Source organism: Streptomyces sp. NPDC111628, from assembly GCF_055635195.1.
Genome location: NZ_JBVKBZ010000002.1, coordinates 284,621 through 297,131, shown reverse-complemented (window position 1 = coordinate 297,131; position 12,511 = coordinate 284,621). Strand labels below are relative to the sequence as shown.

11 protein-coding genes are annotated in these 12,511 nt (G+C 69.6%); 7 read left to right on the top strand and 4 right to left on the bottom strand.

Features of this window, described 5'->3' with window-relative positions:
- The first annotated feature begins 52 nt into the window (after positions 1-52).
- Both ACZ7MF_RS09265 and ACZ7MF_RS09260 read left to right on the top strand, forming a co-directional pair.
- Positions 53-1,252 (top strand): McrC family protein, encoded by a 1,200-nt coding sequence (locus tag ACZ7MF_RS09265; protein ID WP_471477202.1) that lies wholly within the window; start codon positions 53-55, stop codon positions 1,250-1,252.
- Positions 1,253-1,335: 83 nt separating this feature from the next.
- A complete protein-coding gene (locus tag ACZ7MF_RS09260; protein WP_471475487.1) occupies positions 1,336-3,471 on the top strand; it encodes a UvrD-helicase domain-containing protein in 2,136 nt (711 codons plus the stop codon).
- Positions 3,472-3,478: 7 nt separating this feature from the next.
- Here ACZ7MF_RS09260 and ACZ7MF_RS09255 read toward each other — a convergent pair whose 3' ends face one another.
- The 4 genes from ACZ7MF_RS09255 to ACZ7MF_RS09240 all read right to left on the bottom strand — a co-directional run bounded on the left by ACZ7MF_RS09255 (position 3,479) and on the right by ACZ7MF_RS09240 (position 7,505).
- On the bottom strand, positions 3,479-5,104 hold the full coding sequence (locus ACZ7MF_RS09255) for an HsdM family class I SAM-dependent methyltransferase (RefSeq protein ID WP_471475486.1): 1,626 nt from the start codon (positions 5,102-5,104) through the stop codon (positions 3,479-3,481).
- Positions 5,105-5,376: 272 nt separating this feature from the next.
- Positions 5,377-6,654, bottom strand: coding sequence for an outer membrane protein assembly factor BamB family protein (locus ACZ7MF_RS09250; RefSeq protein WP_471475484.1), 1,278 nt, complete (start codon positions 6,652-6,654; stop codon positions 5,377-5,379).
- Between the two features lie 220 nt (positions 6,655-6,874).
- Positions 6,875-7,027, bottom strand: coding sequence for a hypothetical protein (locus tag ACZ7MF_RS09245; RefSeq protein WP_471475483.1), 153 nt, complete (start codon positions 7,025-7,027; stop codon positions 6,875-6,877).
- Between the two features lie 73 nt (positions 7,028-7,100).
- On the bottom strand, positions 7,101-7,505 hold the full coding sequence (locus ACZ7MF_RS09240) for a winged helix-turn-helix transcriptional regulator (RefSeq protein ID WP_471475482.1): 405 nt from the start codon (positions 7,503-7,505) through the stop codon (positions 7,101-7,103).
- Between the two features lie 102 nt (positions 7,506-7,607).
- Between ACZ7MF_RS09240 and ACZ7MF_RS09235 the strand changes: the two genes are divergently transcribed.
- From ACZ7MF_RS09235 to ACZ7MF_RS09215, 5 genes are all read left to right on the top strand, one after another.
- Positions 7,608-8,543: an alpha/beta fold hydrolase gene (locus tag ACZ7MF_RS09235; RefSeq protein WP_471475480.1), complete on the top strand. Its 936-nt coding sequence runs from the start codon at positions 7,608-7,610 to the stop codon at positions 8,541-8,543.
- A 93-nt stretch (positions 8,544-8,636) separates the two neighbouring features.
- Positions 8,637-9,245 (top strand): hypothetical protein, encoded by a 609-nt coding sequence (locus ACZ7MF_RS09230; RefSeq protein WP_471475479.1) that lies wholly within the window; start codon positions 8,637-8,639, stop codon positions 9,243-9,245.
- Positions 9,242-9,853 carry a toxin gene (locus ACZ7MF_RS09225; protein WP_471475477.1) on the top strand — a complete coding sequence of 204 codons (612 nt, stop codon included), beginning with the start codon at positions 9,242-9,244 and terminating at the stop codon, positions 9,851-9,853. Before ACZ7MF_RS09230 ends, ACZ7MF_RS09225 begins: the two co-directional genes overlap by 4 nt.
- Positions 9,850-11,076 carry an MAB_1171c family putative transporter gene (locus ACZ7MF_RS09220; protein WP_471475476.1) on the top strand — a complete coding sequence of 409 codons (1,227 nt, stop codon included), beginning with the start codon at positions 9,850-9,852 and terminating at the stop codon, positions 11,074-11,076. The genes ACZ7MF_RS09225 and ACZ7MF_RS09220 overlap by 4 nt, the downstream gene beginning before the upstream one ends.
- The gene (locus ACZ7MF_RS09215; RefSeq protein ID WP_471475475.1) at positions 11,069-12,499 is read left to right on the top strand and encodes an FAD-dependent oxidoreductase; all 1,431 of its coding nucleotides are present in this window, start codon (positions 11,069-11,071) and stop codon (positions 12,497-12,499) included. The genes ACZ7MF_RS09220 and ACZ7MF_RS09215 overlap by 8 nt, the downstream gene beginning before the upstream one ends.
- The last annotated feature ends 12 nt before the right edge of the window (positions 12,500-12,511 follow it).

Sequence of the window (12,511 nt, the reverse complement as noted above, 5' to 3'; positions counted from 1 at the left end):
GTCCACGTCCGCCGGAGACGGCACGGCGGAGGGGGTGGCAGCGGCAGGCATCCTGTCCGGTGTCGACCTCGCCGAGTACGCGGCGGTCAACGGACTAGCGCTACCGGACGGAGTGGGGCGGGCGCTGGCGGCGGGAGATGTCGTCGACGCGGCGCCCGACCCGTACGTGTCCGGTCGCTGGTCGCTGCGGGCCGGCTCCAAGGTCGGGGCGGTGGCTGTCTCAGTGCCGGGTGCGCGAGAGCCGTTCACTGTGCGGGTGGCTCCCAAAGTCCCCATCGCCCGGCTCTTCTTCCTCCTTGGTTACAGCCTCGATCCCGCTGGCGGCTGGCGCGACGGGGAGGTGGGTGTGAGCGAGCACGACGGGCTGATGCCCGCCCTCGCCCATGCCGTCGAGCGGCAGATCGACCGCGCGCTGCGTCAGGGGCTGTTGCAGGGATACCGGTCCGCGGAGGAGAGTTCCCTGGTCGTCCGCGGACGGATCAGGGAGGCCGAGCAGATCCGGCGGCGGTTCGGGGCGACGCTGCCGGTGGAGGTCGCCTACGACGAGTTCACCACCGACATCGCGGAGAACCGCGTGCTCCGCACGGCCGTCGAGCGGCTGTTGCGCCTGCCCGGTGTTCCACGTGACGTGCGACGCAGGCTGCTGCATCAGCGGGCGCGGCTCGCCGATGTGACGCCGGTAGTTCGGGGGCAGGAGCTGCCAGGATGGCAACCGACCCGTCTCAACGCCCGCTACCACCACGCGCTACGCCTCGCCCAGGTCTGCCTGCGCGGAGCATCGGCCGAGCACTCGCCCGGCGGTCTCCGCATCGACGGGTTCCTCTTCGACATGAACCAGCTTTTCGAGGACTTCGTGACGGTCGCGCTGGGCGAGGCGGTACCTGGCGGGGGCCGCACGTCCCGGCTACAGGACTGGCATCACCTGGACGAGGCATCGGCGATCCGTATGCGGCCGGACTTCGTGCTGTACGGCGCCGACGGCATCCCGTGCGCGGTCGTGGACGCCAAGTACAAGGCTGAGAAACGGGGCGGTTATCCGGACTCCGACCTGTATCAGATGCTCGCCTACTGCACCGCTCTTGGCCTGCGTGAAGGACATCTGGTCTACGCGAAGGGCAACGCCCCGCACGTGTCCCATCAAGTGCGGCACGCCGGCATCCTGATCCATCAGCACGCTCTCGACCTGGACCAGGACCCTGCCGGTCTGTTGGCTGACATCGGCCGCGTGGCACGGCGAATATGTAGCGCCTGACGCTGCCGCACCCCCATGGAACGGCGGCAGGCCACCCGTATGATCGGCTGCTCAGGGTCAGTCCGGGGTGGGGAGTGGGCACCGTGCCACAGCTTGCGTTCGCCAACAGTTTCTGGGAGAGCTACGACGCTCTCGAGAAACCGGTCAGGAACGGCGTGCGCAAGGCGATGCAGAAGTTCCAACAGCTGACCGTACCGGAGTTGCAGCAGGACAAGGGACTGCATCTCGAGTCGGTGGAGAAGGCAGCGGACCGTCGTATGAGGACCATCCGCATTAACGATTTCTGGCGGGGCGTCGTGCTGGCCCCGGACGACGGCAGTGATGTGTTCCTCCTGGTCAACGTGGTCCGGCACGACGACGCCTACACCTGGGCCGCTAAGCGGCTGTACACGACCAACTCCGCCACCCGGGCCCTCGAGGTGCGCAACGTACGGGCGATCGAGCAGCTGACGCCGCAGCTCGAGAAGGCGGCCGCCACCGCTCCCTCGCTGCTGTTCGCCGCGTACTCGGACACGGTGCTGCGCGAACTGGGTGTCGACGACCAGGTGCTGCGGGCCGTGCGTACCGTCATCGACAGGGCTCAACTGGAGGCCTTCGGGACGTTGCTGCCGGAGGACCAGTTCGAGGTGCTGCAGTACCTCGCCGAGGGATTTCCTCCCGAGGAGGTCTACCGGGACGTGGTCGCTGTACGCCGCCCCGTGCACGCCGGACCCGATCCCGACGAGACGCTCGCCGCGGCCATCGCCAACACGGCGAGCCGGATCACCCTCGTCAGCGGGCCGGAGGAGCTCGCCGAGATCCTCGAGAAGCCCTTCGCCGCCTGGCGGGTGTTCCTGCATCCTTCGCAGCGCCGGGTCGCCTACCGGGTGTCGTACGGGGGCCCGGTGCAGGTAACCGGCGGGCCGGGGACGGGCAAGACGGTGGCTGCGCTGCACCGGGTCAAGCATCTCCTGACCAGATCGCCCGACACCCGGATTCTCCTCACCACATACACCAACGCGCTGGCCGCCTCGTTGCGCGAGAACCTCGGCCTGCTGCTGGACGGTGAGGAGTCGCTGCTCAACCGGGTGGAGGTGACCACGGTCAACGCGTACGCGCGCGGTGTGGTGGCCCGTATCGACGGCAGCGTGCTCTCCCCCGTCGGTGACCGGGAGGAGCGGCAGTTGTGGCAACGGGTCGTCAAGAAGCTGGCGCTGCCGTGGACCGAGCAGTTCCTCGCGCAGGAGTACCGGCACGTGGTGCTGGCCCAGGACGTGCGCACACTGGACGCCTATCGCTCGGTTTCACGACGGGGACGCGGCAGCGCGTTGGGACCGGCCCGGAGGGAGCAGCTGTGGCCCGCGGTCGAGCTGTTCGAGTCGATGCTGCGCGACCAGAGGGCGACGACGCATCTGAAGGTGTGCGCCAGGGCAGCGGAGCTCTTGGCCGCTTCCGCGCCCACGCACGATCACGTCGTGGTCGACGAGGCGCAGGACCTGCACCCGGCCCAGTGGCGGGTGCTGCGCGGCGCGGTGGCGGCGGGCAGCGACGACCTGTTCCTCACCGGCGATCCGCACCAGCGCATCTACGACTCTCGGGTCTCGCTCGGTTCACTCGGCGTTTCCGTGGCGGGGCGCACCCTCCGGCTGCGCATCAACTACCGCAGCACGGAGGAAATCCTTGCCTGGTCGACCCGCATCCTGGCAACGGTGTCCGTCGACGACCTGGGAGGTGAGGGCAGTGACACCCTGGCCGGGTACCGTTCGCTGCTGCACGGCCGACGACCGCAGGTGGCGGGGCACGGCTCGGAGCAGGCGGAAGTCGCGGCGCTGGTGGAGCGGGTCCGGGGCTGGATCAATCAGGGCATCGCTCCGTCCGAAATCGGCGTGTGCACCCGGTTCAACGTGCTGCTGGACAAGGCATACGACCGGTTGACCGCGGCCGGGGTACCTGTGGTCCGGGTCAAGGACGGCCAGGGATCCGGTGCTGACGGAGTACGTCTCGCGACGATGCACGCCATGAAGGGGCTGGAGTTCCGCTGTGTCGCAGTCCTGGGCGTGACGGCGAGTGCGGTGCCGTTCGCGCGCGAAGTGACACCGGTCTCGGTCGACTCCTTGCAGCACGACTCCGATTTGATGCGGGAACGCTGCCTTCTGTTCGTTGCCTGCACCCGGGCACGCGAGGCTCTGGCCGTCACGTGGAGCGGGGCGGGCAGCCCCTTCATCCCGGCCGACCTGTGACGGGCCGTCACTCAGGCGGTCGCAATGCACCGTTCCCGATGCCGTCGCGGGCCAGCTCGGAAGCCTGTCTGCTCAGTTCGGCGACTCGGCGCGCCAGTTCCTGAAACGCCTGCAGCCTGCGGAAGGCGCCTCCGTAACGGCGCTGCTCGGCGATGTCCATCTGTGGGATGCGGGCCCCCTTGCCGTCCAGCCGGAAGGTACCGCTGGCGCTCGTGGAACGCCGGGTGTTGGACGCGCTGCGCAGGAAACCCTGTAGGAAGTCCGTGTCGAGCTGATCGCTGGTCGACACGGGTTCCAGGTCTCCGTACTCGACCAGACCCGCGCGCGCGAGGTCGGACACGCTTACCAAGGAACCGTCCAGGGCGCCGGAGCCCTCGCCGGAGACCAGCTCCGGCAGCGACTCGGCCAGCATCCGCACCTGTTCGCCCAACTCCTGCCGGACCGCCGCGTACTCGGCCGCGTAGTCCCGGTGCGATCCCTCCACGTGGCGGCCGGGCGTGAGGTCGACCGTGTCGTCGAGGAGGTCGATGAGCGGGACTTCGGCGATCTGCTCGGGTGCCGGCTCCAGCTCTCCGTCCGGATCGTTGGCGGTCAGGTCGATCATGCGCACGCTCGTCGCGGCGTCGCTCACGGTCTCGGGGCGGCGCAGGTGCCAAAGGTGCACGGGGAGGGCGTGCGAGGCCGCGCTGCCCGCCGGCAGGGAGACAACCTGAGTGAGGACGCCGCGGCGCACCAGCTCGGCACGGATGCGCCGGCCCGCCTTGCGGTAGGCGACCGAAGCAGGCATGACCATGATGACCTGACCACCCGCGGAGGTGTGCGCGTACGCGTGCTGGAGCCAGGCGAGCTCACCTTCGGCTCGCGAGGGTGTTCCGAGCTCCCACCGGGAGTCGAGGAGCAGGTCCTCCCGCCCCCAGTCGGCGTCGCCCACTGGAGGGTCGCAGACGACGAGGTCCGCTTTGAGGCTCGGCCATTTGTCATCACGCAAGGAGTCTCCGGCGACTACCTCCACGTCGATACGGCTCGCGAGATCCGCGCGCAACTGAGCGAACCGAGCACTGTGCGGCTCGCTCTCCTGACCTCGCCGTCGCGGTCCGCGGTCCGGACCGACGGCGAGTAGCAGAGAACCGATTCCGCATGCGGGATCGAAAACGGTGGCGTCAGACGCCACCTCGCCCGCGAAGTGGCGCAGTGCCCGAACGATGCGCGGCGAGGTGACCTGGTCGGACCCGGCTCTGCGCACGGAGTCCGTGAAGCGCTCAGCCAAAGCTTCCACCACTTCGCTTGGCGGCCCTGTCTCGGCAAGGGCACCTGCCAGACGAACGGCGTCTGCCGGCAGTTCGGAGGATTCCGGGGTCTTCCCTTCGAAGAGAACCTGCGCAACCGCCGCGAGCCCTCGGATCATGTCCTCACCGTAAGTCGCCCGCAACGCCTGCCAGAGCTGTACCTCCTCGGACACGTCCTGGCCCTTCCGCTGCTTGCTCAGCCATGTCTGCACATCGGCCAAAGCGAAGAGCGGGCTGTTCGCACTTCCACCGGCGGGCGCGGGGAAGTCGTCATACCGGCGTCTCCAATTGGAGACCGCGGCACGGGTGACGCCTGCGAGCCGAGCGATCTCGGAGCCGGTGACCATGGGGGCGTCCGGGGCCGCGGGAGTGTCTACCATAGTCCGTTACCGTACACACCACCTATCGTCGGTTCAATGAACCCTTTCGTTGACTACGCTAACGGCACTATTGGGGCGATCACTCGTAAAGCACGTGCCGGTCTGCACAGGTAGCGGAACATGGGGACGCCAGCCCCTTCACTTCGAGACTCGGGCATCGAGTCGATGCATCCCGCAGCGCACGGCGGCCCGTTGCGGGCGGGGCCCAGTGTCCGTCACCGGTTCCCGCCCGACTTGCGTCACACCGGCAGCGCGTGCAGCTTCTTGCCGTGCAGGGCGAAGACACGCTTGCCGTCGGTTGCCACCAACCAGGCGTGATAGTCGCCCGTGTTGTCGTTGAACGTCCAGCGCACCGCGCCGGTCCTCGCGTCCATGGCGATGATGCCGCCCTGCTTGTCCAGGTCCGTGGCGCCGTACAGGGTGTCGCCCGCCTTGACGTACTGCCGCGGCACCTGGAGCCCCGCGTCCGCGAGGGCCTGGGACTTCCAGAGCTGTTTGCCGGTCCGCGGGTCGACGGCCCACATCGCCCTGGCGCTGTCGGCGACGTAGAGCACGTCCTCCAGTACCGCCGGTTCCCTGAAGAGGGCCCCGTCCGACGCTTCCAGGGACCACTTCTCCTTGCCGTCGGCCAGGTTGAAGGCCTGGAGCACGTTTCCCTGGGGGACGATGACCAGGTCCTGGTGGACGGTGAAGAAGCCGTAGTTCGTCTTGGTCGTCTTGCGCGTCCACACCTGCCCGCCGCTCGCGGTGTCCCGCACGGTGAGGTTCTTCTTGAAGTCCGTGTAGACGAGGTGGCGGCCCCGGACGGCGGCGTGGATGCCGTTCTGCTGGGTGCCGACGTCGCGCTGCTCCTTCCAGGCGACCCTGCCCGTGGTGCTGTTGAGGGCGGCGATGACGTTGGTCTTGGACGAGCCGTCGTCCTCGAGGATCTCGGCGACGACGTACACCTGCTCCTCGTCCACCGCGATCGGTCGCGGCTGGCGGTACTCCTTGCCCAGCCGGCTGCGCCAGGTCTCCTTGCCGGAGGCCGGGGCGTATCCGATGACGGAGCCGTCGTACTCGCTGCTGGCCAGGTATAGGGTGTCCGCGCCGAGCAGCAAGGGGGCGCCGGGGACCGCACCGCCCGGCAGGGACCACTTCTGTCCGCCGGTCGCGGCGTCGAGGGCGGTCAGCGGACTGCCGCTGGCGATCACGGCGCCGCCCGCGGTCACCAGCTCGTCGTTGTCCCCGTAGGTCTCGGCTGAAGTCGATTTCGTCCACAGTGGTTCGGGAGCCTGGCCCTTCTTGTCGACGCCGCCGCCACCGTCGCCGGAGCCCTTGCCGCCGCCGTTGGGCTCGTCACCGCCGGCGCCTCCCGGCTCTTTGACGTCCGCGGCGTCCTTGTCGCAGCCGACCGTGCCCGCGGTCAGCGCCGCCAGCGCGAGACCGCCGCCGGCCAACCGCAGTACGCGCCGCCGGGAGGAAGGAGCGAACGCCCCGGGTGTTCCGTCGTCCGACGTGCTGTCTCGCCTGGCCATGTGCCGTACCCCCGTGATGCGTCAGTGCAGGAACCCCGAACAGGTAGGCCCACGCCCGATGCAACATACGGGCGTACGCCTCTGCGACCAGGAACGTTAGCCGGGCTTCCGTGACGCTCACACCGCCAGATCCCAACCGCGACAGCACCGTGAAGCAATCGAGACAACTCGTCGTCGATCACCTCACGACGGTGCCCCGGGCGGCCGCCCCCGCCTGACCTCAGGCCGTCTCCGCGGCCGGGTCGATGGCCTTCCCCAGGAGATCCACCAGCTGGCGCAGCTCGTCGTCCCCGAGCCGTGCGAACGGCGTCAGCGCCAGCGTCGCCTCGATGACCGCCGCCCGCACGCGGCGCCCGTCCTCCGTCAGGGCCACGACACGTGAGCGGCGGTCTGCGGGGTCGGCGGAGCGTTCGACCAGGCCGCGGGTCCCTCCCTTGGCGCGAGCCTCAGTCGGCCGTGTCGTCCTGACTGCGCCGGTTGGCCCGGTCCACCTCGGCCATGTGCGCCTCGGCCCACTCACGGAGTGCGGCCAGCGGTTCCTCCAGGGTCAGGCCGAGCGGGGTGAGGCGGTAGTACACGCGGGGCGGGACCGTCGCCTCGACCCGGCGGCCGACCAGGCCGTCGCGGGTGAGGCCCTGGAGGGTGACCGACAGCATCTTCTGCGAGATGCCGGTCATCCTGCGTTGCAGTTCCGCGAAGCGCACCTCCTCCGGGGATGCCTCCGCCAGCACCTTGACGGCCATGGACGTCCACTTGGTGCCGATCCGGTCGAGGAGGCGGCGGGTGGGGCACTGCGGGTCGAACAGGTCTCCCCGAGGAGCGTTCGGGGGGCGGGACGTGGAGGAGGTCACCTGGAGCTCACCACCTGTCGCAGAAGTGCGGTCTGGGATCGGTCAGCCTAGTTACCTATCGTTCTCTTGTCACCATTGGTAACTACACCTGCAGGAGTGCCTGTGGCCATCGGCTCGCCCGTCTCCTCCCCCCTCCAGCCCCGCGGCGTCGAACTCCGGCGCGTCGCGGTCAACGGCGTCGAACTCAACGTGGCCCTCCTCGGCGAGGGCCCCGCCGTGCTGCTTCTGCACGGCTTCCCGCACACCTGGCAGCTGTGGACTCGTGTCATGGGCCCCCTCGCCGAACGCCATCGAGTCATCGCACCGGACATGCGGGGCGCGGGGGCGAGTACGCGCGCGGTGGACGGATACGACGCCGGCACACTCGCGTGCGATGCCGAGGCACTGCTGGAGGCCCTGGGAGTGCGCTCGGCGGACGTCGTCGGCATCGATGCCGGAACCCCGCCCGCGTTCCTTCTCGCCATGCGTCGGCCCGACCTCGTCAGGCGGCTCGTCGTCATGGAGTCACTGCTGGGCGGGCTGCCGGGGGCCGAGGAGTTCCTCGCGCAGGGGGCGCCCTGGTGGTTCGGTTTCCACGCGGTGCCCGGTCTCGCCGAGACGGTGCTGACCGGGCACGAGGCGCAGTACGTCGACTGGTTCCTGGGCACCGGGTCCCTCGGGGAGGGTGTCGATCCCGCTGTCCGGGACGCCTTCGTACGGGCGTACACCGGGACGGATGCCCTGCGCTGCGCCTTCTCGTACTACCGGGCGCTGCCCACGAGCAGCGAGCAGATCGCGGAGGCCGTCGACGGGGGGCGGTTGACCGTCCCCACCATGGCCGTCGGCGCCCATCCGGTGGGCCGGGCTCTCGAACGGCAGCTGCGGCCGGTCGCCGATCACCTGGTCGGCCACGTGATCGAGGACTGCGGGCACATCATCCCGCTGCATCGTCCCGAAGGGCTGCTCCGCCTTCTCGAACCGTTCCTCGCCCCGGAGTCCGGCTCGGAGCCCGGGGCGGCGAAGACACCGTCCGTGCCCGTTCCGGACAAGGATCGGTGATCCGGACTCAACGACCGTTGCCCCTGGGTGTGTTCATCACATAGGGTCCCGTCAGCGACACCAGGAGTCAGCCCCCGAACCGGGAGTGCAACGGTGGCATCACCTTCGCCCCTCTCCGAGACCTTGCGGCGTCTCGACAGGGTCATCCAGGGGAAGGAGGACCGTTCGACGCTGCTCGACGCGGCGCGGCTCGCCGGCAGGACGGCCCTGCCGGTCTCCACCGTCCGCAGTCTGCTCCAGGGCGGTGTGCCACCGGACGACTCCGTCAACGACCGGGTCCGGATGCGGATCGCCGCGCTCGCCGAGGCCGAGATGGCCGCGACCGGCAAACGCATGTCCGACCTGGCCTCGGACATCTCCGAGCGGCTCGGTGTCTCCGGGTACTGGGCCCGGCAGGTCTGCGACGGCAAGAAGGTGCCCAGCGTCGAGCTTCTCCACGGGCTCGTCGAGTACTTCGGGGTCGAGGAGGGAGAGGCGTTCTTCACCGCGTCGGCCGCCGACGCGCTCAACCGGGTCCTGCTCCCCGTCCTGCACGGACTGGAACACCCCGAGAGCGATCCCGTGCTTGCCCTGATGGACCGGTACGGCGTGAGGTCCGCCGACCTGCGCGCGCACGGTTCCCTGACCCGCGAGCAGTTGGACCGCCTTCTTGAAGGGGTCCTGCGGTCCGTCGTACCCCCGGACGGAGGTCACGAGCGGTGAGCACCAAGGCGATGAAGTCCTTACTCTCCGTCCTGGGCCGGCACACGGCAGGGGCCGTTCAGCGGCCGGCCGAGCCGCAGGAGGTCATGGAAGCCTTCTGCGAGGCCATGAGCGCACGCACCGGTCGGCCGATCCGCCTCGTCTTCCGGGGGTTTCCGCCGGACATTCCCGTCTCCGGCATGCGCCTGGACTGCGGGGACCACTCCATCATCGTGGTGGAGGAACACACGGTCCCCGAGGCTCAGTTGGTCATTCTGGGCCACGAGCTGTGGCACGAGGAGCAGGGGGACTGCGGACACCATGTGGCGGGGATGCCGACCGCCGCCCGTGCGCTGCCCACCGAGCAGGCCGGGGAAGTGATCGAGCGGGCCGTCGAACAGATCCTCGCAGCGCACGAGGTACCCCCGGACGCGCTCCTTGCCGTCGCGGCCCGTGCCGAGTCCCGTGAGGACCACGAGGCGGATGCCGAGACGTTCGGGCTGCTCTTCGGCCGGGAGGTCCGCACCTGGATGAAGGGCCGTTACGCGCAGGGCCCGGTCAGCGCGGACACCGTGGAAGGCCGCATCAACCTGTCCCTGAGCAACCGCGGCGGGCACCTGCTGCCATGAGCCCGTCCTTCCACATTCCCTACATCCTGCCGACCGCTCTGCTGGCGCTGGCCCTCGTGCTGAAGCTCCCCACGTTCCTGCGGGCCTCGCGCGACCCGGACGTCAGGGCGACCACCCTGCTGCTGATCTGGGCCACCGCCGTCCTGGTCGTGATCACCCCGGTCAACATAGAACGGCTCAACGTCCTCACGGGTGTGCCGAACATCGCCTCTCCCTGGGCCTACTCCTTCCTGACCGCCTTCTGCGCCACCGGCCTGACCATGATCATGCGTTGGCGGGAGGCACCGTCGGTGAGACGGCGGCGCAGAATCCGCCGCATCTACTGGATCTACGCGGGGATCGTCGCCGTCCTGTGGCTGACGTTCATCCTGGCCGACGTCCCCACGGCACGCGTCTACGACTTGGACACCTACTACGCCGGCACCCCCTGGATGCGCGAACACATCCTCCTCTACATCGCCGCGCACACGGTGTCGTCGCTCGTGGCGGTCTCCATGCTGTGGAGGTGGTTCCCCGAAGTGGCCAACCGCTGGCTGAAGGCAGGAGTGGTGTTCCTGCAACTGGGGTTCGCGTCGGGGCTCGTCTTCGACGGAGCGAAGTTGGCCGCGATCGGCGCCCGTTGGTCGGGACACGACTGGGACGTACTGAGCACCCAGGCCGCGCCCCCGTTCGCGCTGATGGAAGCCGCCCTCGTCGCGCTCGGCTTCATCGTCCCCCAGGCCGGGCCCTTCGTGCAGAAATGGATACGGGACCGGCGCGAGTACCGTCGGCTCGCCCCGCTGTGGCACGCGCTCCGCAGCCTCACCCCAGCGGCAGCCGAAGCACGCTTCGGACCGTGGACTCCACTCGACCTGCGCCTGTTGCAACGCAGGCAGCGCATCCACGACGCCCTGCGCATGCTCGGTCCCTACGTCGACCCGGTCCTCCACCAGCGGGCCCGCGAAGCCGCACAGGCTCGCGACGCCGCACAGGCCCGCGAAGCCGCACAGCCCGGGGACGGCGTCCCGGACGCGGACGGTGTCGCCGGAGCCATCACCATCAGTGCCGCCATCCGCACCTACCAGCAGGGCGGACCTCCCGTCGCCCACCTCCAAGGGCCGCAGGGAGGCGCGGTCGTGGGCGGCCACATCGAAGGCATCGCGTCCGCCCTGCACCGGCCCCGCATTCTCCAAGACGTCCGCCGACGCATGACCAGCACAGAAAGCGCGCATCACCATGGCTGAAGGAACCGTCACCCGCCGGCCCACCGCAGTGGTCATCGGCGCCAGTGCCACCGGTCTGCTCGCCGCGGCGGCCCTCGCGGACTTCGCCGACGTCACCGTCGTCGAACGCGACCGCCTCCCCGACGGGCCCGAACCGCGCAGGGGCGTTCCGCAGGCCCGCCACGCACACCTGGTGTGGAGCGGAGGAGTCAAGGCCTTCGACGAGCTCCTCCCCGGTCTGACCGGTGAGATCGTCGCCCACGGCGGCCGTCTGGTGCACATCATGGGCGACATGGTCTCCCGGGCCCCCAACGAAGTGTGGTTCCGCCGTTTCACCTCCACCCATCACCGCAACCTGGTGTGCTCCCGCGACCTCCTCGACTCCGTGCTGCGAGCCCGCGTCCTGGCCGACGAACGCATCACACTCCGCCAGGAGACCACCGCACTCCGACTCGAAGGCGACGCCGCGGCGGTCACCGGCGTGCACATACGCGCAGGCGCAGGCGCCGGAGCCGCAGCCGGAGCAGGCGCCGCGGAAAGCACCCTGCGCGCAGACCTGGTCGTCGATGCCTCGGGCCGAGGATCCCGCGCGCCGCAATGGCTCACCGAGCTGGGGGCGCCGGGCATCACGGAGCGAGAGGTCAACGCCGGCGTCGCCTACGCCACCCGTCTCTACCGCGCCCCCGAGGCGGCCCGGAGCATCGACTTCCCCCTCGTGAACGTGCAGGCCAACCCGGCCAAGGCACCCGGGCGGGGAGGCATCGTCCTGCCCATCGAGGGAAACCGCTGGATCGTCACGCTGGCCGGCACCCGCGGCGGTGAACCCACCGACGATCCCGACGCCTTCGTCGACTTCGCGCTCAACCTCGACGATCCCGTCATCGGCGAACTCGTGAAGGGCCTCGAGCCCCTCGGGGACATCATCACCACCCGTGCCACGGCCAACCGCCGTCGCTACTACGAGCAGGTCAGACACTGGCCGGACGGCTTCCTCGTCCTCGGCGACGCCATCGCCGGCTACAACCCCGTCTACGGCCATGGTCTGACCGTCGCCGCCCAGTGCGCCCTCGCCGTCCGCGACACGCTCGGCGCGACAGGGCTGGGACATCCGGGCCTCGCACGGCGGCTTCAGCGCGCCGCCGCTCGACCGGTGGCCGCCGCCTGGGACTTGGCCGTCGGCCAGGACGCCCTGTATCCGGGAGCCACCGACACCCGGCCCAACAGCGTCGAACGTCTCCTCGCGCGCTTCGTCGACAAAGCCGTGGAGACCGGCGCACGCAATCCGCGCGCCATGGCCGCCCTGCTGGATGTCATGAGCCTGGAGCGACCCGCGACCCGGCTGTTCTCGCCCGACATGCTCATCCCCATGCTCATCGGTCCGAGGAGGCCGCACCTGCAAGGGCCGCCCCTCACCGATGCGGAGCGCAAGACCGCCATGCCGTAGTGCTGGGCAATC

What these genes read in the sequence shown, in the direction of transcription:
- ACZ7MF_RS09220 (WP_471475476.1), top strand. Translation starts at nt 9,850, where the DNA reads ATGAGCCCGTCCTTCCACATTCCCTACATCCTGCCGACCGCTCTGCTG.
- ACZ7MF_RS09255 (WP_471475486.1), bottom strand. Translation starts at nt 5,104, where the DNA reads ATGGTCACCGGCTCCGAGATCGCTCGGCTCGCAGGCGTCACCCGTGCC.
- ACZ7MF_RS09215 (WP_471475475.1), top strand. Translation starts at nt 11,069, where the DNA reads ATGGCTGAAGGAACCGTCACCCGCCGGCCCACCGCAGTGGTCATCGGC.
- ACZ7MF_RS09250 (WP_471475484.1), bottom strand. Translation starts at nt 6,654, where the DNA reads ATGGCCAGGCGAGACAGCACGTCGGACGACGGAACACCCGGGGCGTTC.